At 49.4% G+C, this 26,571-nt stretch carries 26 protein-coding genes; 24 read left to right on the forward strand and 2 right to left on the reverse strand.

Annotated elements, in window-relative coordinates; genetic code table 11:
* Positions 1-322 precede the first annotated feature (322 nt).
* From ltrA to M6D81_RS04880, 17 genes are all read left to right on the forward strand, one after another.
* The gene (gene ltrA / locus M6D81_RS04800; protein WP_262675687.1) at positions 323-1,837 is read left to right on the forward strand and encodes a group II intron reverse transcriptase/maturase; all 1,515 of its coding nucleotides are present in this window, start codon (positions 323-325) and stop codon (positions 1,835-1,837) included.
* Between the two features lie 477 nt (positions 1,838-2,314).
* On the forward strand, positions 2,315-4,270 hold the full coding sequence (locus tag M6D81_RS04805; RefSeq protein WP_262675688.1) for a helicase-related protein: 1,956 nt from the start codon (positions 2,315-2,317) through the stop codon (positions 4,268-4,270).
* A 126-nt stretch (positions 4,271-4,396) separates the two neighbouring features.
* Positions 4,397-4,708 (forward strand): hypothetical protein, encoded by a 312-nt coding sequence (locus M6D81_RS04810; protein WP_262675689.1) that lies wholly within the window; start codon positions 4,397-4,399, stop codon positions 4,706-4,708.
* A 154-nt stretch (positions 4,709-4,862) separates the two neighbouring features.
* Entirely contained in the window at positions 4,863-5,810 is a 948-nt protein-coding gene (locus tag M6D81_RS04815) for a DUF3991 and TOPRIM domain-containing protein (protein ID WP_262675690.1), read from the forward strand.
* A gap of 77 nt (positions 5,811-5,887) precedes the next feature.
* A complete protein-coding gene (locus tag M6D81_RS04820) occupies positions 5,888-6,055 on the forward strand; it encodes a hypothetical protein (RefSeq protein WP_262675691.1) in 168 nt (55 codons plus the stop codon).
* Positions 6,056-6,366: 311 nt separating this feature from the next.
* A complete protein-coding gene (locus tag M6D81_RS04825; RefSeq protein WP_262675692.1) occupies positions 6,367-6,705 on the forward strand; it encodes a plasmid mobilization protein in 339 nt (112 codons plus the stop codon).
* 19 nt (positions 6,706-6,724) lie between these two features.
* Positions 6,725-8,113, forward strand: a complete 1,389-nt coding sequence (locus M6D81_RS04830) for a relaxase/mobilization nuclease domain-containing protein (RefSeq protein ID WP_262675693.1) — start codon at positions 6,725-6,727, stop codon at positions 8,111-8,113.
* Positions 8,058-9,014 (forward strand): PcfB family protein, encoded by a 957-nt coding sequence (locus M6D81_RS04835; protein WP_262675694.1) that lies wholly within the window; start codon positions 8,058-8,060, stop codon positions 9,012-9,014. Before M6D81_RS04830 ends, M6D81_RS04835 begins: the two co-directional genes overlap by 56 nt.
* Positions 9,011-9,910, forward strand: coding sequence for an ArdC-like ssDNA-binding domain-containing protein (locus tag M6D81_RS04840; RefSeq protein ID WP_262675695.1), 900 nt, complete (start codon positions 9,011-9,013; stop codon positions 9,908-9,910). The genes M6D81_RS04835 and M6D81_RS04840 overlap by 4 nt, the downstream gene beginning before the upstream one ends.
* Positions 9,911-9,957: 47 nt before the next feature.
* Positions 9,958-10,149 (forward strand): hypothetical protein, encoded by a 192-nt coding sequence (locus tag M6D81_RS04845; RefSeq protein WP_262675696.1) that lies wholly within the window; start codon positions 9,958-9,960, stop codon positions 10,147-10,149.
* Positions 10,136-11,914 carry a VirD4-like conjugal transfer protein, CD1115 family gene (locus M6D81_RS04850; RefSeq protein ID WP_262675697.1) on the forward strand — a complete coding sequence of 593 codons (1,779 nt, stop codon included), beginning with the start codon at positions 10,136-10,138 and terminating at the stop codon, positions 11,912-11,914. Before M6D81_RS04845 ends, M6D81_RS04850 begins: the two co-directional genes overlap by 14 nt.
* On the forward strand, positions 11,911-12,207 hold the full coding sequence (locus M6D81_RS04855) for a glutamyl-tRNA amidotransferase (RefSeq protein WP_486187830.1): 297 nt from the start codon (positions 11,911-11,913) through the stop codon (positions 12,205-12,207). Before M6D81_RS04850 ends, M6D81_RS04855 begins: the two co-directional genes overlap by 4 nt.
* 57 nt (positions 12,208-12,264) lie before the next feature.
* Positions 12,265-13,104 carry a VirB6/TrbL-like conjugal transfer protein, CD1112 family gene (locus M6D81_RS04860; RefSeq protein ID WP_262675698.1) on the forward strand — a complete coding sequence of 280 codons (840 nt, stop codon included), beginning with the start codon at positions 12,265-12,267 and terminating at the stop codon, positions 13,102-13,104.
* A 187-nt stretch (positions 13,105-13,291) separates the two neighbouring features.
* Positions 13,292-13,477, forward strand: a complete 186-nt coding sequence (locus M6D81_RS04865; RefSeq protein ID WP_262675699.1) for a Spo0E family sporulation regulatory protein-aspartic acid phosphatase — start codon at positions 13,292-13,294, stop codon at positions 13,475-13,477.
* 27 nt (positions 13,478-13,504) lie between these two features.
* Positions 13,505-13,813 (forward strand): hypothetical protein, encoded by a 309-nt coding sequence (locus tag M6D81_RS04870; protein WP_262675700.1) that lies wholly within the window; start codon positions 13,505-13,507, stop codon positions 13,811-13,813.
* A 35-nt stretch (positions 13,814-13,848) separates the two neighbouring features.
* Positions 13,849-14,205, forward strand: coding sequence for a PrgI family protein (locus M6D81_RS04875; RefSeq protein ID WP_262675701.1), 357 nt, complete (start codon positions 13,849-13,851; stop codon positions 14,203-14,205).
* The gene (locus M6D81_RS04880) at positions 14,202-16,526 is read left to right on the forward strand and encodes a VirB4-like conjugal transfer ATPase, CD1110 family (RefSeq protein WP_262675702.1); all 2,325 of its coding nucleotides are present in this window, start codon (positions 14,202-14,204) and stop codon (positions 16,524-16,526) included. The genes M6D81_RS04875 and M6D81_RS04880 overlap by 4 nt, the downstream gene beginning before the upstream one ends.
* Positions 16,527-16,567: 41 nt before the next feature.
* On the opposite strand, the gene M6D81_RS04885 is transcribed toward M6D81_RS04880, so the two are convergent.
* Positions 16,568-16,906 (reverse strand): helix-turn-helix domain-containing protein, encoded by a 339-nt coding sequence (locus tag M6D81_RS04885; protein ID WP_262675703.1) that lies wholly within the window; start codon positions 16,904-16,906, stop codon positions 16,568-16,570.
* A gap of 211 nt (positions 16,907-17,117) precedes the next feature.
* Positions 17,118-17,657, reverse strand: a complete 540-nt coding sequence (locus tag M6D81_RS04890) for an RNA polymerase sigma factor (RefSeq protein ID WP_262675773.1) — start codon at positions 17,655-17,657, stop codon at positions 17,118-17,120.
* A 761-nt stretch (positions 17,658-18,418) separates the two neighbouring features.
* Here M6D81_RS04890 and M6D81_RS04895 point away from each other — a divergent pair.
* From M6D81_RS04895 to M6D81_RS04925, 7 genes are all read left to right on the forward strand, one after another.
* Positions 18,419-18,841 carry an RNA polymerase sigma factor gene (locus M6D81_RS04895; protein ID WP_262675704.1) on the forward strand — a complete coding sequence of 141 codons (423 nt, stop codon included), beginning with the start codon at positions 18,419-18,421 and terminating at the stop codon, positions 18,839-18,841.
* A gap of 10 nt (positions 18,842-18,851) precedes the next feature.
* Positions 18,852-19,385, forward strand: a complete 534-nt coding sequence (locus M6D81_RS04900) for a DUF6075 family protein (RefSeq protein WP_262675705.1) — start codon at positions 18,852-18,854, stop codon at positions 19,383-19,385.
* A gap of 19 nt (positions 19,386-19,404) precedes the next feature.
* Entirely contained in the window at positions 19,405-21,279 is a 1,875-nt protein-coding gene (locus M6D81_RS04905; RefSeq protein ID WP_262675706.1) for a C40 family peptidase, read from the forward strand.
* A 218-nt stretch (positions 21,280-21,497) separates the two neighbouring features.
* Positions 21,498-22,673, forward strand: coding sequence for a GntR family transcriptional regulator (locus M6D81_RS04910; protein WP_262675707.1), 1,176 nt, complete (start codon positions 21,498-21,500; stop codon positions 22,671-22,673).
* 241 nt (positions 22,674-22,914) lie between these two features.
* Positions 22,915-23,829, forward strand: coding sequence for an ABC transporter permease (locus M6D81_RS04915; protein ID WP_262675708.1), 915 nt, complete (start codon positions 22,915-22,917; stop codon positions 23,827-23,829).
* A 14-nt stretch (positions 23,830-23,843) separates the two neighbouring features.
* Positions 23,844-24,743, forward strand: coding sequence for a carbohydrate ABC transporter permease (locus M6D81_RS04920; RefSeq protein ID WP_262675709.1), 900 nt, complete (start codon positions 23,844-23,846; stop codon positions 24,741-24,743).
* A gap of 135 nt (positions 24,744-24,878) precedes the next feature.
* Positions 24,879-26,528: an extracellular solute-binding protein gene (locus tag M6D81_RS04925; protein ID WP_262675774.1), complete on the forward strand. Its 1,650-nt coding sequence runs from the start codon at positions 24,879-24,881 to the stop codon at positions 26,526-26,528.
* Positions 26,529-26,571 lie beyond the last annotated feature (43 nt).

Consider the following 26,571-nt stretch of genomic DNA (forward strand, 5'->3'; position numbering starts at 1 on the left):
CTGGATCCATGCAACAACTATGATTCAAAGCATGGTTAGATTTTCCCGGTGTAAGGTAGCGGCCTAAGGGTTTCAATGGTTAGAGATAACCGAAAGGATAGAGATTTGGGAACGTTTGAGAGCCTGCAATCGGAGCTTTACAGGGCGTTGAAGATTGCAGGAAGTCATCTGTGCCATAGTAGTCTGGGTTGGGTAACGCCAACTACACGGGGTTGAAATGCCCCACGGCGAAGGGCACAAGTCAATTCAATTTACAAATTTCACAAAACGAAAACAACTAACTCCCTGAAATAATGGGTGACGAACCGCGAGGTAATCCCTTGTGCATTTAAACGTCAAGTTTTCAAATGAAGCTGGACTAAAACAGATTCTGGATTTTCTTTACGAAAAATCGAAACAAGGAAGTTCTTTTACGGGACTGTTAGAAGCAATCTCTCATGAGGTGACAATCGTAACTGCCATCCATAACATCAAGTCGAACAAAGGTAGCAAAACCTCTGGCGTAGACAAGATGAAAATGGATAAATACCTTCAAATGCCAAAAGATGAAGTGATTCGGTTGGTACAGCGGTCAATCGCACATTATTTACCGAAGCCCGCGAAGCGCATCTATATCGACAAGGGCAATGGTAAGAAAAGACCGCTTGGCATCCCCACGATTCTGGATAGGATTGTTCAAGAGTGCATACGGATCGTTATTGAGCCGATATGCGAAGCGCGGTTTTACCCGCATAGCTACGGTTTTCGTCCGTATCGCGCACAAAAACATGCCATGATGGATATTGTCAACATCATTAATGCTACCTGCAAGTCGTCGGATCAGCCTGTTTGGGCGTTGGAAGGCGATATTAAAGGATGCTTCGACAACATCAATCACCGCCTGTTACTTCAAAAACTATGGCGCATGGGGATACACGACAAAAGACTGATTAAAATTATCAGCCAAATGTTGAAAGTGGGTTACATCGACTACGAGGTGTTGAAAAACGATGGCAAAGGAACGCAACAGGGCGGGATTTTGTCGCCACTTTTAGCAAATGTGTATCTGAACGATTTTGATTGGTATGTTGGCAGAAAGTATTACAACCCACACAGGCAGTGCAAGTTCAGATATAACGATTTGCGCAGAATGAAATGGTCGGGCGTTACGCCGAAGTATAACATCCGCTACGCAGATGATTGGGTGATCATGACATCCACCAAGCAGGAAGCAGAAAGGCTCAAACGGGAGCTGACGCAATACTTTCAGCAGAAGATGAAGCTGGAGCTTTCGCAAGAGAAAACGAAGGTTTCAGATTTACGAACTGACGGTGTTCATTTCCTCGGTTTTGTTATCAAAGCCGAGAAGCCCCGAAAAACGCCTGGAAGCAACAAAGAACACTTGGTGGGCAAGCCGTTTCCCGATATGGAAAGACTGGCAGGGAAAATCAAAAAGCTATGCGCTGAAATCAGAGACATTCGTCATTATTCGGCTGAAAACAGCCGTGTCGCTCAAATACAGTATATCAACTCTGTCATCATGGGTATTGCAGAATATTTGAGACCGACGATTGCATCGCATGCATTCCATGCTATAGACAGGCGTGTAAACAATAGCGCTCTGTCATGCTGGAAACGAATGTATCCTGACAAATACAACACGTGGCAGATTCCTCTAAGCCAGCTTTCTAACCTTCCTCAACGACATGAAGGTTACAAGAGCAAAACCTTCGCGATTATGATTGAAGGGAAATGGTTCGGTATTACAATGGCATTTATCACGCATACCAAATACGAGAAGATGCCTTTCAATCAGAACATGACCCCCTATACGACAAGGGTAGGAACCTGTATGTGAAATACCGAAGCAGCAACAAGCCTTTACCGATGAACCGTCCATCCATCAATAGCAGTGAGGATATCCGAATGGCGGTCTACTCAAAAGGTAAAATGAACTTTGAGTATTTCATGAATCGGGAGTACGCCTTTAATCGTGACAAAGGGAAATGTAAGTGCTGCGGCGTAAGCTTGTCTGATAATATCCAACGGCAATGTCATCATGTGGATAACAAACTGTCGATGGAGAAAATCAATAAGGTATCAAACCTTGCGTGGGTATGTGAAGTGTGTCACCAAATGATTCATAACAGTCCCATACCGTTGGATACAGACCCTAAAACCGTAAAGAAGATTGAGAAATACAGGCAAAAACTCCAGTGAAATTTGTAAGCAGAGTATGATCCGTGAGGACATACTTCTGTTGAAATCCGATGAAGGAGAGTAAGTTGAATTGATGGAACGCCGTGTGCGCTGAAAGGTGCACGCACGGTGTGAAGTGGGGGAAAACTTAGCGATCATTTCAAAAAGTTACCTATCACTATTGTTCCTGTACACCAAAATGCGCAATGTCGCGGGGCTGTCGCAAACCGAAGCGCAGAAGTCATCGGACATGTTCATGAAGTGCCGCTATCTGGACGAGTTGACCGGAAGGCGTGGCATCATCTTTGCAACGGGGACGCCGATCTCTAACTCCATTACGGAAATGTATACGATGCAGCGCTATTTGCAATATAAAAGCCTGCAAAAGCATGGCTTGCAGCATTTCGATTCCTGGGCGTCCACGTTTGGCGAAACCGTCACGGCAATTGAACTGGCTCCGGCAGGAACAGGCTATCAGGCGAAAACGCGCTTTGCCCGCTTTTATAACCTGCCTGAGCTGATGAGCATGTTCAAGGAAGTGGCCGATATCCAGACTGCAGATATGCTCCAGCTCCCGGTCCCGAGGGCGCATTTTCATAATGTGGCTGTCCCACCGAGCGAGTTTCAGCGCGATATGGTTGCCGATCTTGCCCGCCGAGCGGAGCAGGTTCGGGCCAAGGCGGTTGAGCCGCATGAGGACAATATGCTGCTCATTACGAATGACGGGCGCAAGCTGGCGCTTGATCAGCGGCTGGCGAATCCACTGCTACCGGATGACGAGGGCAGCAAGATTAGCGCATGCGCGAATAACATTTACCGGCATTGGCAGGAGGGGCAGCAGCAGCGGCTTACGCAACTGGTATTTTGCGATTTGTCCACCCCGAAGGCGGATGGCACGTTCAATGTCTATGATGAGATCAAGCGCAAACTGCTGGAGAAGGGTGTTCCGGTGACGGAGGTCGCCTATATCCACGATGCCAATACGGATACGCAGAAGAAGGAGCTGTTTGGCAAGGTGCGGGCGGGTCAGGTTCGCGTTTTGCTGGGATCGACGTTCAAAATGGGAGCCGGCACAAATGTGCAAACGAAACTGGTCGCCATTCATGACCTCGACTGCCCTTGGAGACCGCGCGATTTGGAGCAGCGTTTGGGTCGGGTGATTCGTCAAGGAAACCAAAATAGCGAAGCCTATATTTACCGATATGTGACGGAAAATACGTTCGATGCGTACCTGTATCAGACGCTTGAAAACAAACAGCGCTTTATCTCGCAAATTATGACGAGCAAATCGCCGGTTCGCTCTGCGGAAGACATCGATGAAGCGGCGCTCTCCTATGCTGAGGTAAAGGCGCTGGCGACCGGTAACCCGTATATAAAAGAGAAGATGGATTTAGACATTCAGGTGTCCAAGCTCAAGCTGCTCAAGGCCAATCATCTGAGCCAGCGTTATGCGTTGGAGGATCGGCTGCTCAAGCTGCTGCCGCAGCAAATCAAGTCCACGGAGGAGCGAATTACCGGGTATATGCAGGATGTGGCCTTGTATGAGCGTCAGGATGCTAAAAAGATAGACGGTGACGAAGCGCTCTTTGCCGGAATGACGATCAAGGACTTTACGTACAAGGAACGCGCATCGGCAGGCGCGGCGCTGTTGGAAGCTTGCAAGGGAATGACTTCTTCCGATCCGCAGGAGGTCGGCCATTACCAGGGCTTTTCGCTGTGGCTTTCATTTGACAGCTTCAATAAGGAATACAAAGTGACCTTGCGCGGCGCACTGGGGCATAGCGTCTCGCTTGGAGCCGACGCCAGCGGCAATTTGACTCGGTTGAACAATGCGCTTATAGCGCTGCCGGAGAAGCTTGCCTACTGCCACGATCAACTGGCCACGCTCCTCAAGCAGATGGAAACGGCGAAGGCTGAGATTGCAGCACCCTTCAAGCAGGAGCAGGAGTTGCAGGAGAAGTCGGCGCGGCTGGCGGAGTTGAATGTATTGCTGAATATGGAGAAACGGGAGAACGAGGCCGTAGACACAAACGTGGGCGATGATGAGCCGGAGTTGCCGGAGCGAAGGAAAATGAACCGACAGGAGCGCTGAATAAGCTGGCATAGCCAGGTTATACGCTGCGAAGCTTTCTCAATGAAATGATCCATTGCCCCGCTCAAAGGGCATGTTCGCGCGCTCTGCCCGAATCAGGTATGTTGGTTAGGGGAGGGAGCGCGCATGGGAAAGGAATGCAGGCAGCGGCTGGAGCAAAGCTTTGACGATTTGGAAGACGAAATCACCCGGCGCTTGCGCTGTGAAGAAGCTTATATGATGTGGGTTCAGCGGAGAGTTGCGATTCAAGTGCAGCATCCGTTTATCAAGAGTGTGATGGATGGCGATGCCGGTGTTTTTCCCAGCGATCAGGACTATCGAGCGTGGCTGGAGGTTCAAAAGACGCTGGATGAGACAGTACGAATGGAACGCATGGCGTTATATTGGCAAGGGCATGCGGATTGCTATGCCTACCTGAAAAAAATGGGGGCATTGTAGCTTATGAAATAACAAATACTGAGCTTGACAAGTCTGTTGCCGACCGGTAACAGGCTTATTTGCATTCATTTCAGCTTGTGTATGAATTGTGGGTAACGTTGGGGATAAGTATTGCAATGCTGAACGGGATGAGATGATCGAAAGGAGCGAGTCGATGGCCTATGTAAGCAAAGAACAGATTGAGAATGCCAAGCAATGGGACTTGCTGACGTATCTGCAATATGTCGAGCCTTATGAATTGGTAAAATGCTCACGAAATGCTTATGCAACCCGCAGTCATAGTAGCTTGAAGATTTCCAACGGCAAGTGGTTTTGGTGGTCGCGCGGATTTGGCGGGCGCTCGGCGTTGGATTATCTCATTAAGGTTCGGGGAATCTCCTTGCCGGAGGCGGTGCTTCATATTAATGAGCAGGCCTCCTTCTCTCCTTCTATGGGTTCTCAAGCAAAACCCGAGGAGAAGGAGGCTGTCCCGTTCGAGCTTCCCGAAGCGTATGTAAGTTCAAATCGCGTGGTTGCTTATTTGCGCGGGCGGGGTATTGCTCGTGAGGTGCTGGAGACGTGCCTCGCATCAGGACATCTGTATGAAAGCCGGAGCTATCACAATGCCGTTTTTGTCGGCTTTGACCACCAAGGCGAACCTCGCTATGCGGCGATTCGCGGAACGACAAGCACCCGCTATATGGGCGAAGTGCCAGGCAGCGATAAGCGGTATGCCTTCTCGCTTCCTGCAGCAGAGAACAGCACTGAATTGCATTTGTTTGAGAGTGCCATTGATCTTCTGTCCTATTGTACTTTGCTCATGTTGCGGGGAATGGATTGGCGGCAAGTCCATCTTTTGTCGCTCGCGGGGATACATCGCCCCGCAGAGAATAAGAACGAGTCAGCGCTTCCGGCTGCTCTTCACTCCTATCTGGAGCGTCATTCGGAAGTCAAGCGGCTGGTGCTGCATTTGGACAATGATGAGCCGGGACGCGCGGCGGCAGAGATGATTGAGCAGCAACTGGTTCAGAGCTATTCGTTGGAGAATGAGCCGCCTGCCCTTAAGGATGTAAATGAGGACTTGATATCGTACAAGAAGCAACGTGAGCTGCCAGCACGGTAGTACTTCGGCACAATAGCGTGCCGACTTGTCACCCGCAATAATAAAGAAGTATCTATTTCAAGGGAGGGTATTGAACAATGCGGCCGGGAGATGTCAAGGAGCAATGCGAGACAAGTTGGGATGTGGAGAAGATTGAAGCGGCATTGGAGGAGGCAGAGGAGCAAGCTGGAGGCGATAAGACACGCTATGACCATCATCAGGTCATGCGCGAGGCGCGTCGCCAGATTTATCGAAAGGAACGTTGAGCAAGGTGTTGTAGTCATCTTGAATCAGACGAGGGTTCTACGAAGACGCTGTTCGCACGGCGTCTTTTTGCTTGTCTGCAGTTCCCCTCTTTTTCCCGGAAGGTGCCCCGAAGGCAACTTTGGACGTTGTCCTAAGTTGCAGCAAGCACTGAATTTGGTCTCCCAAATTCGCTTGTTAGGGGCTTCGCCCCTAATACCCCCGCCTGGCGGATCGTAATATTTGCTTGTCGAATAAATGGGTGTATAAGAAACGGGCGTTTTGAAGATGCCTTGTTCTCAGGATTAACTCCATTTCAGAAAGGAGCCGACACATGCGGAAAAGAAGCCTACGCATTCAGGTGTGGGTCAATCAGGAAGAAGATCGAAAGCTTCAAAAGCATGCGCAGCAGTCGGGACTGTCTCGGGAAGCTTACCTCCGCTCGCTGATTAACGGCTATGTCCCCAAAACGTTGCCGCCTTTGGATTACTATACGATGCTGCGCGAGCTTCACGCCATCGGAAATAATCTAAACCAGCTTGCAGCAAAGGCGCATGTAACCGGTCATCTGGAACACGCTTCCTTCCAACGTGAAGCCGATGCTTTGCGCTGTGCAGTCCAACGTATACAAGAAGCGGTGACTTCGCCGGAACCGCACACTCCCCCTTCTTAAACCACGTGGAGAGAGGGAGATGGCTACGACAGCGATATGGGATGTGACTGACCGTTTGAAGCGTGTATTAAACTACGCTGTCAATCCGGACAAAACGGATCAGGGACGCAGGGAATCGGATGGTTTGCAGGAGGCGATTGCCTACATGGGCTCGAATGCAAAGACAGAGCGACAGCTTTATGTGAGAGGCATTAATTGTGATCCGGGCAGCGCGTATGAGCAAATGCAGCGATCCAAGAAGCAATTCCAGAAAACGGGTGGCATCGTCGCTTTTCATGGATACCAATCTTTTGCGCCCGGAGAAACCACACCGGAGCTGGCACATGCCATTGGTGTAAAGCTGGCGCAAATGCTTTGGGGGGAACGCTTTGAAGTTGTTGTCGCCACCCACGTAGACAAAGATCATTTGCATAATCACTTTGTCCTTAATTCTGTCTCCTTCATGGATGGCAAACGTTATTACGATAATAAGGTGTCCTATTCGTTGATGCGGCAAACCTCCGATCAGCTTTGCCGTGAGCATGCCTTATCCGTCATTGAACAGCCGGAGCGCGGGAGGGCGATGCAGTACGGTGAATGGCGAGCGGATCAGGAAAGAAAGCCGACATGGCGCGGCGTCATTCGCGAGGACGTGGATTCCGCTATAGCGGCGGCCAGAACGATGAGCCAATTTTATGCTGCGTTACAGGAAAAGGGCTACGACATCAAGGCTTATGTCAAGCATTTGGCCATCCGCCCGCATGGTAAAACGAGGTTTGTCCGCCTGCGTAGCTTGGGTGAAGCCTACACAGAGACAGCAATCAAGCAACGTATTCTGGATAGGACAACGGCGAAGCGCCTGCCACTTCCGCAACGCAAGCGCGCCGTCCTGGTTCGTAGGAATCATTTTGATAAGACTCGTAAGCTTTCCGGCCTTCAAGCGTTGTATGTTCGTTATTTATATGTTTTGGGCATTTTGCCCCGCTATCGTTCGTCCCCAAGGCGGACGTTTTTTTTATTGCGAGAAGACCTGCACCACTTGTCTCGTATCATCGAACAAACCAAGCTGCTTTGCCGACAGCACATTTCTAGCCGGGAGCAATTGACAGTCTATTGGCAGCAGTTGTTAGCTGATGTGCACCAAATTTCCGGCGTCCGAAAGGTCATCTACAATCGGCTTCGCCGCTGCCGACAACCCGAGCAGATCGCGGCGTACCGGGAGCAGATTGCCTCGTACTCCCGGCAACTGGCGCAGCTTCGAAAGGAGGTGAGGCTTTGCAAGGGCATTTTGTCACGTTCCTATACAATCAAGGACAAGCTGCAGCAGCAAGAGGAGCATGAAGAAAAATCCAGACGTAAGGAGGTAGAAGCCCATGAGCGGAAACGAGGCGGCCGATCAGGTCGTCAGCATGAGTCTGCGCGGGATTGAAGTGATGGCGAAAATATCCGGTGAAGGCGCAAAGCATCTCGCCGTCTATTTGTTCGCGGTGCTGCAAGGGCAAAAACAGACGCGGGGCCGAACGCGGCTTGAAAATCTGCTCCGTAGTGGGAAGGAGCTAAAGGTATTCGCAGTGCGGAATGAGGACTTGCCCACCTTCTGCAAGGAAGCGAAGCGTTATGGCGTCCTGTACTGCGCGTTGCGCGATAAAAAGAATGTGGATGGCCTGTGCGATGTGATGGTGCGCGCCGAGGACGCCTCCAAGATTAACAGGATCGTTGAGCGCTTCCAGTTGGCTACCGTGGATACGGCCAGCATCAAGCAGGAAATTGAACAAGCCCGTCAGGAAAAGCTGCCGGATAGCCTGGAAGCCGAACGTGCGATGGAAGCCGCGACACCGGAGGAACACGAGCCTGTAACCAAGGAGCAGGAAGCTACCTCACCGGTAATCAGCGAGGAGTTTTTGGACGAACTGCTGGGAAAGCAGGAACCGCCGGAGGGGGTGGAGCCGGAAAACGAAGTGCCGGAAGGCGAGCAGCCGGTACACGAGGAGCCGCTGGCCGAAGTGGAGGAGCCCGAGTATCTCCCCCTGTCCCGCCAATCCGAGAGCCAGAACCAACCGGAGCCCCTCTCTCCGTCCGTGCCTACCTCCGCGCACAGCGTGGCATCCGAAACAATCCTTGAACAGCCGAAGCAGAAGGTGTCTGTGCGGCAATTGCTACGGGAGATTCGGGAAGAAAACCGCGCCGCTGAGAAGCAGCGTCAGCAACAGCAGAAAGAACGGGAACCGGGCTTGCCGAAGCGAAAAGGGAGGGGCAAGGCGCCTGTTGCCGTGAATGCTCCGGTCGAGACGCCGAACCGCAGCAATCGGAAGAGGGGGAAAGCCAAGTGAGCGAATGGGATGACTTGTTCCGTCAGGAAACGCCACCGATGACGGCAGCTTCACAACCCTTCGACAAGGAGGCGTGGGTGCAGAAGAAACAGGAGCTTCGCCAATGGACATATGACACCATTGATGCTACGACGGTTGAAGTTATGCAAACCGGCGAACAGCTTCAACAATATTTGGATGTGCAAAGCCGTTTTGGCAGGTACAGTGTTTCTAATGCACTGCTCATTTGGGCACAACGACCGGAGGCAACGCGGATTGCCGATTTTGAAGGCTGGAAGGCAATGGGTTTCCACATTCGTCGGAAAGAAACGGGCTTCTATATTTTGGAGCCGGGCGAGACATACAAACGGGAGGACGGCAGCACAGCGGTGAGCTACAATCCAAAAAAAATGTTTGACGTTTCCCAAGTTATCGGAGAGAAACCGGAGCTGCCGCCTCCACCGGATGAACGAACCCGGATCAAGGCGCTCATGCATCGCTCTCCGGTTCCGATTCAGATGGGCGACGCCTTGCCAGAGGGCATGCATGCTCTGTATCAGCCGGATGTCCGCCAGATTGTGATTCGGCGCGGGCTGTCGGCCAGTGATATTTTTCGTTCGCTTGCGCAGGAACTGGCACATGCGGAAATGGATCAGGGCAAGGCCGACTACAGTCGCTCGGATCACCAGTCCCAAGCGTACTGCGTTGCTTATATGCTGAGCAAGCAGTTTGGCGTGAAGACATCGGGATTTCGCTTTAACCGTGCTGTTGAAAGGCTGAAAGGACTGGAGCCTCTACAGATTCGTGCGGAGCTATCTGTCATTCGGGACACAGCCCACACGATGAATAGCCGGATGTACCACCTGCTAGGCCAATTGCGGCAGCAGCAACCGAGTCGCAGTGACACGGCTCGTTAACGCTATGCCTGGCAAATGACCATTTCGATGACGTGGGAGGAAGGCCAATGAAAGGGGACGAGCGTATTCTTAGCTTGGATCATTACGAGCATGGTATTGTCATCAATGCCTTGAACAATCTGCGCAACGGATTGATTGGGGAGCGGCGGCCGACAGATGCCGTGGACGATCTGCTGCTGAAAACGATTGATGCCCCTTATCGAAAAGCGAAGCATCGGGGCCAGCATGCGGCGCGCTAATTCCGCAACGAGTCAGCTTATACTCGTTGCGGTTTTTTTATTGCCGGTCATCTGGCTGGCGCTGCATGCTGCCCCTGCTCTATCGGAAGGTTTGCCCGCGTTGCTGATGCAGCTAAGCATGGCAATGGAGCATCCCTTACGAATCCGCTGGATGGCTGATACACCTCGCAGCCTGCTGCTCTTTACGCTGGCTTATGCCGTCTGTATAGGTGTGTATATGTCCTCGCTGCGCAATTATCGCAGGCGCGAGGAGCATGGCAGTGCCCGCTGGGGAAAGGCAAAGCAGCTCAATGCCACATACCGAAGTAAAAAGCCGGAGCGAAACAAAATCCTGACGAATCGCGTTCGAATTGGATTGGACGGGCGTAAGCATCGACGGAATTTAAATGTGCTGGTGGTCGGCGGCTCGGGGGCTGGGAAAACGCGCTTCTATGCCAAGCCGAATGTGATGCAGGCCGCAACGTCGTTTGTGGTGCTCGATCCCAAGGGTGAAATATTGCGGGATACCGGCGGCTTGCTCCGCATAGAAGGCTACGACATCAAGGTGCTGGATCTCATTAATCCGCATCTGTCGCACGGCTACAATTCCTTTGCATACCTGCAGGACGACAAGGATGTACTCAAGCTGGTAACGAACCTCATTCGCAACACGACACCGAAGGGAAGCAATACGAATGATCCGTTTTGGGAGCGGTCCGAAACAGCACTGCTGGAGGCACTTGTACTGTACCTGCTCTACGAAGCACCACCGGAGGAGCAAAATTTCCCCATGGTGATGGAGATGATCGCCGCAGCGGAGGTTCGCGAAGAAGATGAAACGTATCAAAGTCCGCTGGATGAACTTTTCGAGCGGCTGGCCATGCGGGAGCCAGAGCATTTGGCGGTTAAGCAATACAACATTTTCAAGCTGGCAGCAGGCAAGACGGCCAAGTCCATCCTCATCGGTCTCGGAGTACGGCTGGAAAAATTCAATTTGCCCACCATTGCGGGCATGAGCGTGGTGGATGAACTGGACTTGTCCGCTATGGGCACGAAAAGGACCGCGCTTTTCGCCGTCATTCCCGATAACGACAGCAGCTTCAATTTTATCGTTGGCATGCTGTACACGCAGTTGTTCCAGAGCTTGATGTATGAAGCCGATTACCGGCATGGGGGGCGTTTGCCCGTTCATGTCCATTTCGTGATGGACGAGTTTGCGAACGTCGCGTTGCCAACAGAGTTCGACAAGCTGCTCTCGACCATGCGCAGCCGGGAAATTTCGGTGTCCATCATCCTGCAAAATTTGGCCCAGCTCAAGGCATTGTACAAGGACGAATGGGAATCGATTGTCGGCAACTGCGACCTGTTCCTGTATCTCGGCGGCAATGAGCAATCCACGCATAAGTATGTGTCGGAGCTTCTGGGCAAGGAGACGCTGGACACGAATACGTATGGACTCAGCAGAGGACGCAATGGCAGTTATTCGATCAATTATCAGCAAACAGGTCGGGAGCTGCTGACGCCGGACGAGGTTCGGCTGTTGGACAACCGTTATGCCATTTTGTTTATCCGCGGCGAACGGCCAGTGCTGGATGAAAAGTATAACGTGCTTCGTCATCCCAACGTTTCATTGACGCTGGACGGCCATGGAGAAGCCTATCGTCACGGAGACGCGGAGCACGCTGTGGACTGGACAACGGTAGTGCTGCATGAGCAAGGCGACTATGAATTGCTGTCAGAGAGCGAGCTAGAAGAGTTACTTTTACAAGGAGATGATCGGCATTGAAGCGTAAAACGCAAGGGTTGCTGACGTTCGGCATGATGCTTGCACTCGGAATGGTTTGGGCTTCGACGGCCTATGCCGCAGGTGATCCGATGGAGACGGTCAATAACTTCTCTGATTTCATTTTTGGCCTGATCAGGGCGGTTGGGATGATCATTTTGGGTTTCGGCATCGTTCAGATCGGCTTGTCGCTCAAGTCGCATGACCCGTCCCAACGAGCAAACGGATTTTTAACCTTGGCGGGTGGCATCATTATTACGTTTACGAAGGAAATTCTAGCTTTAATTGCGGGATAACCGATCACGCCGGAGGGGAGTGCACGCTACTCCCCTTCTGGACTAAAGGGTGAGAGCATGTCGAAAAACAGTTGGGTCGAAGAAAATCTGGAGAACGCGTTGAACACCTGGAACGACAAGATGAACGAGATTTGGCAGCTTGTCACACAGTCGCCAGCCGAGTTTAAGGGTGGTGTGATCTGGCAGGTGGTAACGGATATTCACGGTGCGCTGCAGGCGACCGGGCTTGCGCTGCTGGTGCTGTTTTTCGTGGTCGGCGTGATGAAGACGGCGGGCAATTTTGCTGAAATCAAGCGGCCCGAGCTGGCCGTCAAGCTGTTTATTCGCTTTATTCTCGCCAAGGCGGTTGTGACCTACGGGTTGGAGCTGATGATGGGGCTGTTCACCATCGTACAAGGCGTCATATCGACCATTATGGGGAACTCCGGCTTTGGGGCGATGGAAGGGATCAGCCTGCCGGGTACGATTTCACAGGCGATTGAGGACGTCGGGTTTTGGGAGAGTATCCCGTTGTGGATTGTATCCTTGCTAGGCAGCCTGTTTATTACCGTACTGTCGTTTATTATGATTCTATCTGTCTATGGCCGATTTTTCCGTATCTATTTGTATACCGCGATTGCGCCGGTTCCGTTATCGGCTTACGCGGGGGAGCCGAGCCAAAGCATCGGAACCTCCTTCCTCAAGGGATATGCGGCGGCATGCCTGGAGGGTGCCATCATCGTGCTGGCCTGCATCATTTATGCAGCGTTTGCCGAAGCGCCCCCTGCCGTTGCGGATGGAACTGGGGCTGTAACGATGATTTGGACCTACATTGGTGAACTAATCTTTAATATGCTCGTACTGGTTGGTGTTGTCAAAATGGCAGATCGTGTTGTGCGAGAGATGATGGGGTTATAGGGGCGTTTTGCCGGGATGATCAAGTAGTACGCTTCCCACTCTCTATGGTCTTATATGTTAAATGTACATTTTTATGAATTAAATTGTATGTTTGACAGATGTGCGGTTCGTAAGTACCATTTTATGTATCTGATAAAGGCGGTAATGGTACTGGAATGGATCGGCTCTCAGACAGGAGGTAATCGCGATGAAGGACTTGGAGCGAGAGCTGGAAGCGGAGCGTCAGCGAATGAATGAACTAGGAAGGCGCCTGATGGAGCAGTCCCATTCGTTAGCCGAGCATCAGGAAATGCAGGAACTCAGTCAGAAGGTAGATCAGCTCGTGATTCGTTACCAGCGGATAAAGCATATACAGAAGCAGCAGGAGAGGTAGTGGAGTAAGGTGAGGGGGAGCGCGAATATGGAGTTTCCGGCATGGTTCAGGCAAATCATTCAAAAGAGATTGGACAAGGTATCATCGAAGGTAGCCTATCATCCCGAATTGGAGCAAATACGGAAAGAGGAAGAGCAAGCCTTTCAGGCGTTGTTTGCTGGGGTTGATCTGAAGCAATCACCGGCCTTTTCGGAATGGGAGGATCGGCATAACTTGATGCTTGCCATGATGAATGAGAAGCTGTATTTGAGAGGCATGCAGGATGGCATTCAACTCGCTGTTGCGCTGCTGTCCCCCTCGATCTGGCAGGATGAGGAGGAACCTTTGGATGGGTAACTCTGTTCTATGGCAGCAGAATTAGGAGGATGCATATGGAGATCAAAATTAATCGGGAGATCCGAGCATATACGGAAAGCTTATTCTTTGGACTGTCCTTGCGGCAGTTCTTTTTTTCTGTTCTGGCAATAGGCGCGGCGATTGGTCTATACTTTGGCTTGCGCAGTCACGTGGGCATCGAAACGGTGAGTTGGATGTGCATCCTGGGGGCTGTTCCCTGCGCTGCGTTGGGCTTCATTCAGTATCACGGCATGACCGCAGAGCAGTTGTTATGGGCGTATATCAAATCGGAGTTTCTGATGCCGAAGCGGCTCGTCTTCCATTCAACCAACCATTATGTTGAAGCGTTGCGGGTGAAGCTGCGGCAGCGCGGACTGGAGGAGACGCGATGATTAAAACGCTCAAGCGCATCCTAAGCCAAGACAAGGAGCGGTTTGTCGTTCCCAAGGGTGTTCAGCAAGCGATCCCGATTCGAGCCATATGGCCGGACGGGATTTTTTTGGTTGGCAATAAGTTTTCCAAGTCGTTTCGCTTTGAAGATATTAATTATGCCGTGGCCTCACGAGAGGACAAGGAAGCGATGTTCCTCGCTTATGGAGAACTGCTTAATTCGTTGGATAGCGGAGCAACGACGAAAATTACGATCAACAATCGGCGACTGAACCGGACGGACTTGGCCGATTCGATTCTGATCCCGTTGCGGGAAGACGGGTTAGACCCGTATCGGGAGGAATATAACTGCATGCTGCTTGACAAAGCGACTGGTGCCAATGAAACGTATCAGGAGAAGTATATTACCGTCTCCGTTGTAAAAAAGAATATAGAGGAAGCACGGCAATATTTTGCACGAATAGGTGCCGAGTTGTCCGGGCATTTTACACGGCTCGGCTCCAAATGCACGGAGCTCCATGCGACGGATCGCTTGCGCAGGCTGCATGATTTTTACCGAATAGGCGAAGAGGGCAGCTTTCGGTTCGATTTATCGGAAACGATGCGCAAGGGGCATGACTTCAAGGATTACATTTGTCCGGATACGCTGGAGTTTGAGCGGGATCATTTTCGGATGGGACGATTCTACGGACGCGTGATCTTCCTGCGGGAATATGCCAGCTACATCAAGGACAGCATGGTTGCCGAGTTGTGCGACCTGAACCGAAACCTGCTGCTGTCGCTCGATGTTATCCCGATCCCGACCGATGAGGCGGTGCGAGAGGTGGAAAACCGGCTGCTTGGCGTGGAAACCAATATTACAAACTGGCAGCGGCGGCAAAATAACAACAACAACTATTCTGCGGTCATTCCATATAATATGGAGCAGCAGCGCAAGGAGAGCAAGGAGTTTCTGGATGACCTGACAACGCGGGATCAGCGTATGATGTTTGGATTGCTCACCATGGTTCATATCGCGGAGAGCAAGGAGCAGCTTGACCAGGATACCGAAGCCTTGCTGACGACAGCCCGCAAGCATCTGTGCCAGCTTGCCCCGCTGACCTTCCAGCAGATGGACGGTCTGAATACAGTGTTGCCATACGGGCTTCGCAAGGTACAGGCATTGCGGACGCTCACGACCGAAAGCACGGCAGTCTTCATTCCGTTTCGGGCCCAAGAGGTCATGCATCCTGGCGGCATTTACCAAGGGCAGAACGTCATCAGCAAAAACATGATCTTTGCCAGCCGCAAGCAACTGTTGAACGGTAACAGCTTTATTTTGGGCGTACCCGGCTCAGGCAAAAGCTTCACAGCAAAGCGGGAAATCGTGAATCAGGTGCTGGCAAGCGACGATGATGTGATCCTGATTGACCCGGAAAGGGAATATTCCGCCTTGGTGAAGGCGCTAGGTGGGGAGACAATTCATATCTCGGCCACTTCGCCAAATCACATTAATGCCATGGATCTGAACCGGCAGTATGGCGACGGAGCCAATCCGATCATTCTGAAGTCCGAGTTTGTGTTGTCGCTGTGCGAGCAGTTAATGGGCGGGTATCCGCTCGGGGCAAAGGAGAAATCGTTGATCGATCGCTGCACCGCCAGCGTCTATCGAGGCTTCCTACAGAGCCAATACAAGGGGGAGCCGCCAACGCTGCGAGACTTCCATGCGGAGCTGCTCAGGCAAGCAGAGCCGGAGGCGCAGGACATCGCGCTGGCCATTGAATTGTTCACGTCGGGCAGCCTGAACACCTTCGCCCAACCGACTAACGTGAATGTCCATAATCGGCTGATAAGCTATGACATTTTGGATTTGGGAAAGCAATTGCTTCCAATCGGGATGCTAGTCGTACTGGATAGCATTCTCAACCGTATCACACAAAACCGGGTAAAGGGCAAAAACACGTATATCTTTATTGATGAAATCTATTTGCTGTTTCAGCACGAATACAGCGCCAACTTTCTGTATGCCTTGTGGAAGCGCGTCCGAAAGTATGGCGCTTTTTGTACGGGCATTACGCAAAACGTGGACGATTTGCTGCAAAGCCATACCGCCCGCACGATGCTGGCTAATAGTGAATTTATCGTGATGCTTAACCAGTCCAGCACAGATCGGAAGGAGCTCGCGGAACTGCTGAACATTTCGGACTTGCAGCTTTCCTACATCACCAATGTGGACGCCGGATACGGACTGATGAAGATCGGCAACTCGCTGGTTCCCTTCGCCGATCAGTTCCCGCGGGACACAATGCTGTATAAATTGATGACGACGAAGCCAGGGGAATAGACAAGCCAAAGGAGCGGCAGTATTCCGCCGCTCCTTTGTGCCTAATGGCCGTCCTCCTCCGTCAGCAATGCCTTCAAAATACGATGAGCCTGCCGCTGACGGGCTTCGTCCTGCTGCAAAAGCAGCAGGACGCTCTCCCATATCAAGGGGTTCTCTTGCAGGCTACCTGCTTGATCGCCAAACAGGTCATGGACAGACATATGTAAACCGGAAGCAATTTTTTCAATCGTAAGCAATTTGACATTGATTTCGCCGCGTTCTACCTGAGCCAGATAGCTGCCCGCCATGCCAATGCGTTCGCCAAGCTGCTCCTGTGTCAAATGGTGAGCCATCCGGTGCAGGCGAATTTTGGCTCCTACGATTTGCGTAAATGTAGCCATATCCAACCACAACCTCTCTCACTTAAAAGTGTAGACTACACATCGAGAGGGGGGGAGAGTCTCGAAACTATAGTTGTTTAATTGGATTATAGTTTAAATATATAAATACTTGTGACAGTCGGTTCTAAGCATGATGAAACCTCAAAGGGGAGGAATTGTGGCACTTGGCCCAGTTCCTCCCCTTTTATCGTAGAATCAAGTACTCAAGTGCTTAACCAAAGAGAGCTTGGCGAGCCGCTTGCTTGATTTTCTTTCGCAAGCGATAGATGCGCGTCGTGACAGCCGTTTTCGACAGGTTGTATTTTTGGCTGAGCGCGTATATGGAAAGGCGATCCTTGAAGTAATCGATATAAAATTCCGATTCTGCGCGGCTGAGCTGCTGCAAGACATGACGAACCATTTTGTCCATGTCCAATGTGGCGATTAATACCTCGTATAATTCCCAACTGTTGGCTGTCAATTGATTGGCGATGCTGTCGCTGATTGCAATTTCGTGCTTCCGTCGTCGATAGAGCTTCCGGAATAAGGCGTTCACTTGATTCCGCGCGGTCGTGTACAACCAACCTGCAAGGTTGGGGTGAGCCTGCAAGGCCGTGATATTCTCTTGTAACTGTACAAAGGTGTTTTGTGCACATTCCTCGGCCATCTCGACAGCCGGTCCCCTCATTAGCCTCTTGCAGTAGTTTAAAACACGGGTGAAATACCTGCGAAACACATCCACGAAAAATGTTTCATTACTCCTTAGTTTCATCAAACGCGTCCTCCTTCTAAATTCAGGTACAGAGACAACGATGAATGGACCGGAGCGACTGGCAGCATCATTGAATTCTTCCTTTTATCAAATCCCCCCTTTTATAAACAGCTATTTATACAAACAGCAAGCAGACCCAGGAGTCTTCCAGCCGCTGTTCTTTTTAATATTCCCTCCGTTTTTCGAACTGGGTCTAAAGGTGTTGTTCATCCTGAAATGATTGACCTTTGCTAGTAGATACTCCCGGAAAACGGTGTCGATTTTCTGTTTCTTACGTCATGAATCAACATTTTTTTGAGGTTTTATGTGATTTTCCGACTATAAAGCAACATTGTGTATAAGGGAATTTTAACCTAATTTAGATGCTTAGCCCAATGATTCTTTAGTACTAAATTATCTGTTTGGAAAAGCTGGCTTGAGGTTCGATCATCCATTATTTGCATCTGGGTGAGCACCATAACAACTCGAGACAAGCAATCACGGCGGTGCTGCCTTGCAGGCAGGAGCTGGTAGATATGCGAAGTCCTCGAACGCACGATTGTATAAATTCTTTTCTATATCCAGCTGCCGGTAGTGGGCAGCCTGCTTTCTTGAGACAATCGGTCATGCGCTGGCCGAAATATGTTGTAGCCCGAACCTCTCAAGCTGGAGGTTCTTTTTGTTTGCTTGGACGTCGAAGGAAGCGATGGGCAGGCAGCAGGGGTTGCCGTTCCCCGCCTCCAGTTTGGTTGTTCAAAAAAACCAAACTGGAGGCGAACATAATGAAGATCAAAATCAATCTGCGCGAAATCTATCCCTACTACCAAACCGATATTTGGGTGGAGGTAGAAGAAGAGATGGCGCGTGAGCTGAGACAGTTTGAATTAAATGAAAACGCATACAATTTAAAACGATATCGAAACCGCGCCTATTTCTCCCTGAATCGGGAGGACGGCATTGAACAAGAAGCTCTACACAATGCGGCTTCTCCAGAGGAGCTACTGCTGCATAAGACTACCCGTGAAGAATTGTACAAAGCCTTGTGTCAATTACCAGACAAGTGGGTGAAACGCATTTATGCACATTATATGTTGGGGATGAGCAAGGTTGCGATAGCGCGGTCGGAGCTAATTGATGAGAGCACCGTTCGTAAGTCGATTGAACGGGGACTAAATCGACTAGCACGGTTGTTAAAATCGGAGTAAATTCGATAGAATGATTCAAAATTTAAACATGAAATACGAGCGTAAAATGCCCGATTTGGTCTCCAAAATGAAACGGATAGTAGAAACTCTTTTTTGGTCTCATACTTCTATCCATTATTTTGAGAGGAGAATGCACATGAAGCCCATTCTATTCCGAGACTCCGAACAAGAAGCTTTCTACTATCGGATGCTGGATGAATGTCGGAACGCTGACGGCTACCATCGCGCATTGTTTTACACTTTGGGTATATCCAAGGATACCCGCGGGCACATTCACGACGTATTCGATTTTTCTAACGGGGGGATTAAGCCGGAGGGCTTGTCCGCCCCGTGGCAAACGGGTAGTTCTGTCCGTACTTGCCGTTTGGCATTTAATCTCTGGAATGGCTGGAGCCAGGCTGGAGCGGAACGTTATTCCACTCCGCACGAGCTTTTCGATTGTGGTTTTGCTCCCTACTTTGTTGAAGCAATCCGTCTTCGGTATCCCGAATACTGCAAGGTTCAATTCCCTCCCGTTAAGTTCAAAGCAGAACGCAGCCGGTAGGTAGGGGAGGGCATCGGCAGTGAAAAACTTAAAAACCAAACGTATAGTCAAGTCAATCAAGCAGTTCAACAAGCAGGCTCGCGTACTCCAGAGAGGAGTACTCCGAAGAAACAATACTGCCCGTTACAAGGAGCAGGAGCGCCCGCCTTCTTCCTCAGAGCAGATACAGGAGCGCAATGAAGCGAATTTGCAGCGAGCAATAGGAAGCAGCATGCGCGTAACGATGGTTGCTGCAACCACCGTCCGAAATCGATGGCTCCATTCCGATCAGGTATATCATTCTTATCGAGAAGCCGACCGAGATTCGCGGGCGAGCATGCCTATCAGATTGATGCGGGGGCCAGTTAACGGGGAGCAACCAAGAATCGCCAGACGTAAATCGCCGTTCTTTTCGGGAATGGCGGTGGTTCAACACTTGCCCGAAAGGCAACCAGCCGAAAAAAAGAAGGTTGGATATACACCAGCTAGTATCAAAGCTGACCACAACATAAAAGGGAGAGGATGTGCTCCGCGGCGGAAGATGGCGGCGGCAGCGCCTTCTCCGTTTGTGGGGAAGATGAAGCAGAAAGGTACGATTCGCCAAAGGAAAGCACTGAACATGGTGGCTCGCACGATCAAGTCCGCTCATCACACCGCAGTAGAGGCAGGTCATGCTCGTAAGGAAGATAAGCAAGTAGCTCAGCAGAAGCGAATGCTCCAGACCGCAATCCAGGCACGGCATTCCATAAAAGCGGCACGAGCGGTCACCCAAATGAATATTCGAATGATGAAAATGCTCGTCCGAGCCACTGTGCTGCTGGTGAAGGGAGTGGCTGCATTACTAGGTGTCAGTAGCAGCGTTATTATTCTGCTGTGCATCATCATGATCATCGCAGCGCTTCTCTCCTCTCCGTTTGCTATCTTCGTGGCAGATGAAAATACAGAGCCCGGTACACAGAAGCTAACTTTAATCGTGGAGGAGCTGGATAAACATTTTAAGGCTCGATTGTTACAGGAACGTCAGGCGGCTGGAGATGTAGATCGCGTAGAAATACATTACGCGGGCAGCGCGGACAACAGCCGCATCGACAACTGGCCAGAGGTATTGGCCGTTTTTGCGGTTAAAACGTCCATGTCCACGGCGGGCTTTGACGTGGCAACGATGGATAGCAGGCGGGTCGAAATGCTGCAAACGGTCTATTGGGATATGAATCAGATCGATTCGTATGTGGAGACGCTGGAGCATACGGAAATGGTCGCTATTGAGCAGGAGGATGGAAGTATAGGTCAACAACAGGTAACCGAATTTGAACGCGTCTTGCATCTGTCGATTACAGCCCGAACGGCAGAGCGGCAAGCGGACCTTTATGATTTCAATGCTGAACAGACTGATATCATGAACGAATTGTTGTCAGCCGCATTTCGCCCCATGATGCTTGCGCTACTCGGCAAAGACGAGCATACAGGTTTGTCATCGGGGGAACTTGAAGCGATCCGAACAGACTTACCAGCCGGGGTGCTTGGAAGCCAGGCTGTTGAACTGGCGTTGAGCCGGCTGGGCGATCCCTATAGCCAACTAAAGGCCGGACAGGGCAACTACACAGATTGCAGCTATCTCATTCAGTGGGTGTATAAGCAGTTAGAGGTCGGGTTGCCAAGAACGGCGGCAGAGCAGGCGCGTTTTATCGTCGATAATGGACTGACACTAACTGCTGATGCACTAACGGCCGGCGACTTAATCTTCTGGAGCTACGAGAAAAATGGTCGATTTATGGATATTACACATGTCGGCATCTATGCCGGTAACGGCAAAGTCGTTGACGCCTCCTCCAGTCGCCTGCAGGTTGTATATCGGAATGTATTTGACGCCGAGTATCAAGTAATGTATGGAAGGGTGAAAAACCTGGCTTTATGATGCGAGTTCATTGTGAAGTAATGTCCTGTTACTTTCTTGGAATCGGCATCCTAATATAAATCAATAGCTTGGATTCGGAGCATCCGCTTATATGCCGACATCTCTGTCGGGTATATGCGGATGGTTTTGGCATTCTTTGATTGTTTGTTTTTGCATTTTATAGATAGAATGATATAATTGTTATATATATTATTATAATGAATGAGGGAGTAAAGTATATGACAATTGAGCGACAACCACTATATGTCCAAATCCAAGAGTATTTTAAAAATCGGATTCAGAGCCAAGAATTGAAAAGTCACGACAAAATTCCACCTGAGAAGGAATTAATGCAACAATTTAATGTTAGTCGAATTACGGTTGTCAACGCGCTTGTTCAGCTTGCGAAGGAGGGCTGGATTTATCGTGTTCCCGGCAGGGGAAGCTTCGTGAGTGAAAGCAGTAATGAATCGGTCCAGGGCGTATCTGGAGCATCTTCGTCCGTAACTGAAAATATCGCTACCGATTCTCCAACATTTGCGAGTGGTTTAGAGGGCAAAGAGAGGCGGTCAATCGGTCTGATTTTGCCTGCGATTATAGATCATTTTGCTCTTCGTCTGATTGAAGGTGTAAGCCGTAAGCTGACTGGAGAAGATTATCCATTACACATAACATTGACCAATAATTCTAGGGAACGGGAAAAAGAGGCAATCCAGAAGATGTTGCAAATCGGCGTGAAGGGGCTTTTGATTTTTCCGTGCGATGCGGAAACGTACAACGAAGAAATTTTATCGCTCAAAGCGAACGGCTTTCCATTTGTATTATTAGACCGATACTTTCCAGGAATTGAAACTAATATCGTGCGTTCCGACGGTTTCATTGGCGGCAAGATGGCAGTCGACTATCTATGGAAGCACGGACACCGCAATATTGCAATCTGTTCAGACACCATATTGCCAACGATTACAGTAGAAGACCGGGTAGCGGGATACATGGAATCGCTCAAGCAGCATGGAACACTTATCAATCCAGCTTTGATTTTGACGGACTTCAATGTGGATTACAAAAAAAATGATGAAACGCATCCTCTTTATCGCTTTATTAAAAATCATATGGCCACTGCTTACATTACCTTAAACGGAAGATTAGGGGTCCATATTGTTTCGATTTGCCGCAGTCTTGGGCTTGAAATTCCAAAGGATGTCTCAGTGTTAACCTTCGACAACCCTGGATCTGGTCTTGTCGAGGACAATTGGTATTCGCATATATCACAATCCGAAACGATGATGGGAGAGCAGGCTACTCAAATTTTGCTTGACGTCATTGAAGGAAGACAAGAGACCGGCTGTTATGTGAAGACGGTCATGGAGCCTAATTTAGTTATTCGTCAATCTACGGGCCGAGTATCGCAGTGAGTGACTGTTACATGGAGAGAAGCTAGCGCAGCATTCGGTCCGATTGGACATATGCATGCATCGATTTGCCGTCTCACAAGGCGAATGAATAAGATTGGACTTGGTTTGATAAACATTCGAAACTTTGATATATCAAATGATAATAATTATAATATATTAAAATAGTTGTAAAAGTTATATTCTTATTATATAATTCAAATATAGCAAACGGTTACACAAAAGTGGGAGGTTCATCTTGATTATGAAATCATCATCATCATCGTTTCGAAGTGTGAAGAAGAATATTAGCCTGTATGTGATGTTTGCGCCTGTCCTATTGTATTTCATTATTTTCAGTTATTGGCCGATGAACGGGGTATTGATCGCATTCCAGGATTACTTGCCGACTTTAGGCATTTTCGGGAGTCCGTGGGTGGGATTTGATAACTTCAAGCAGTTTTTTTCCTCTTTTTATTTCGATAGAATATTGACGAACACGATTGGAATCAGTCTGTATAACATTGTCGTAACGACTCCAGTACCTATTGTTCTTGCCCTGATGTTCCATGAGTTGAGAAGAACAAAGCTGAAGAATGTCATGCAAACCATTACATTTGCTCCGAACTTCATTTCGGTGACTGTCGTGTGCGGTATGGTTTTGCTGTTCTTGAATCCAGACAACGGTATTATTAACGGCGTTATCAAGCTGTTTGGCGGCGAAGCGATCGATTTCATGGCCAATCCCGATTCATTCTGGCACGTGTACGTCTGGTCTGGCGTATGGCAATACACAGGTTGGGTTGCGCTGATCTATACGGCTACCATGGCGGGGATCGACTCGAGTTTGTATGAAGCTGCGGAAATTGATGGAGCGGGAAGGTTTGCCAAAGTGATTCATGTAACGCTGCCCAGTATCATTCCTACGATTGTTCTTATGTTCATTTTGAATTTGGGAAATGTGATGAACGTCGGGTTCGAGAAAGTGCTGCTTCTTCAAAATGATCTTAATCTGTCCTCTTCCGAAATCATTGCAACCTATATCTATAAGCGCGGTTTACTTGCGACGGAATACGGTTTGTCCTCGGCTGTAGGGGTATTCAATAATGTGATCAACTTCGCTCTGCTGCTGGTGGCGAACACTGTCTCCAAGCGTGTAAGCGACACCAGTCTTTGGTAGGAGGGCGGAACGGCATGAATATGAAGAGAAACTCGGTTGGCGATAAAGTGTTTGACTGCTTTAACCTTACAGGGCTGTTCATTCTTGTTGGTCTTATTTTGTACCCGCTTCTGTTTGTTGCAATTGCATCGCTAAGCGAACCGGACCAGATTTATAACGCGGCGTTTCTGTTGTGGCCCAAGGGCTTCCAACTGGAAAGCTACCGGATTGTAATGGAAAATCCGGATATTTGGATCGGTTTTGTCAATACGATTGTTTACACGGTGAGCGGTACGCTTATTAGTATGATACTGTCCGTGCTGGGTGCGTATCCGCTTTCAAGAAGCGACTTCAAGGGTAGACGTTTTTTTTCCTTCTTCATCACATTCACAATCTTTTTTAGCGCTATCGGGGGCATGATCCCGCTTTACTTTGTCATCGATAAGCTGGGAATGCTGAATACGATGTGGTCGGCTATTCTGCCGGGTGGAGTAGTGGTGTTGAATATGATCATTATCCGCTCCTATTTTGAAACCAAAATTCCGATGGAGGTCCAGGAATCCGCTGCGCTTGACGGCTGCGGCAACTTCAGGCTTTTGTTCTCCATCATTCTTCCTTTGTCGAAGCCAGTACTTGCCATTATGATTCTCTTTTATTTTGTCCATCACTGGAATGCTTTTTTCTACGCCCTTATTTTTATTACGGAAAAAGACAAATATCCATTGCAGCTCGTGCTCAGGGAAATTCTGGTTAATAATAATTTAAACAATTTGCTCCCAACTATGACAGATCAGAACTATCTGGAAAGGCTGAAGCAGCAGCAGAGCTTGAAGTATGCCGCTATTGTCATTACGACTTTGCCTGTTCTGGTCCTATATCCGTTTGTCTCCAAGCATTTCAAGGAAGGGCTTCTGGTTGGCTCTGTTAAAGGATGAATTCTTTACAGTGGATGAAATGATTGCGCTTAAAAGATTGAGATTGTTAACTAACCCGGGTGATCTCTTGGCTTGCGGCGCAATTGTTAAATCATATGAGTTCAAAAATTTAAAAGGGGTGAACGTTTGTTGAAAATGAAAAAAAACCTGTCAATCGCTCTAGGTCTGATGTTGCTTGCAACTACAATTGCAGCTTGCTCCCAAAAAAATAATGAACCTGGAGCTTCGCCTTCTCCAAGTCCTGCAGTCAGCGCTACGGACGGTCAAACCAATGATAGTCCTTATAAAATCACGGACGAAAAAATTACGTTAAAGATGGGAATTATCGATCTCTCCAACTTCAGACCGCCGAGCAAAGATTTGTGGATGTGGAAAAAATACGAGGAAATGACCAATGTCCACATTGAATGGGAAGAGATGCCGGAGAGCAATATGAATGAAAGAAAAGGCATTTTACTCGCGTCCAACGATCGGCCGGATGCGTTCTTCCAAAGTAAATTTACACAGGAAGAACTGTCTAAATATGGAAAGCAAGGTATTGTTATTCCATTGGATGATTTGATTCCGCAGGCCATGCCCAATCTGACGACTTTAATGAAGAAAGATCCAACAATTGAGAAGGCAATGCGGTCGGATGATGGAAAAATCTATTCGCTGCCGTATCTCGAGTCATCTCCCGTATACGGATCGCTTCGATATTATATCAACAAAACATGGTTGGATAATGTAGGATTGGATGTGCCCAAAACGTTGGATGAGCTTACTGCCGCCCTGAAAGCGTTTAAAGAGCAGGATGCGAACAAGAACGGCGATCCTAATGACGAGGTGCCGGTCTATCTGCCTTCCGACGCCATGGACTGGACGCTGGAGAGACAGCTTTTTGGCAGCTTTGGACTAGGCAACAGAGGCAATCAGGCGGCCAGCGCATGGATTGACATGGGAGACAACGGTAAAGTGAGGTTTATTCCGACCGATCCCGCCTTCAAGGAAATCTGGCAATATTTGAACGGATTGTGGAAGGATGGCTTGATTCATAAGGATACATTTACGGAGAAGGAAAATGCCAAATGGTCGGCCGCCGGCGACAGCGACCAAGTAGGATTATTCTCCTGGTCCAATCCGGGCTTCATTGGCGAAAAGGCAAAAAACAACTTTGTCGGCATCAATGCGCTTGTTGGACCCAACGGAGATAAGCTTCAGTCGTGGTCGGACCCGCTTGTTAGGGGCATTGGCGCGTTCGTCATAACAAAGGATAACCCTTATCCGCTAGAAACACTGAAATGGGTTGATTTCTTCTACGGAGAGGAAGGCTCCAACTTTGCCACAATCGGACTTGAGAATGAGACTTATGTCATGGTTGACGGCAAGCCGCGTTATATCGACGCCATTATGAACGACGAAAGAGGCGTTCAGCTTGGATCCTACCAATATGTGAATAATGTATTTGCGGGCAGCTACCCTTATTTGGAACCGGACGTCAATCTTCGAGCCGAGATCAAGGGAGCTACGGTGGAAGAGGATATTAATTCCGATCCGGCCGATATGGACAACTTCAAACTGGAAGAATATTGGACGGCGTTTGCCCCTCTGGACAAGGAAACGTCACAGCTCACTACGATTTTGACGGATCTCAATGCCTATCTGAAGGAATCGCGGTCGAAATTTATTACGGGGCAATTGAACTTCGAAGCGGATTGGGATAAATTCCTGCAGGATCTGGAGAAAATCGGAGTTAGCCGCTATCTGGAAATTAAGCAACAGCAATTTGAAAGATATGCTCAATAATAAAGCGCTCAATTGATGATGCCGATGTCGGGTGAATGCAGCA

Origin of the sequence: Paenibacillus sp. J5C2022 (genome assembly GCF_025567625.1) — a bacterium.
Classification (GTDB): Bacteria; Bacillota; Bacilli; order Paenibacillales; family Paenibacillaceae; genus Pristimantibacillus.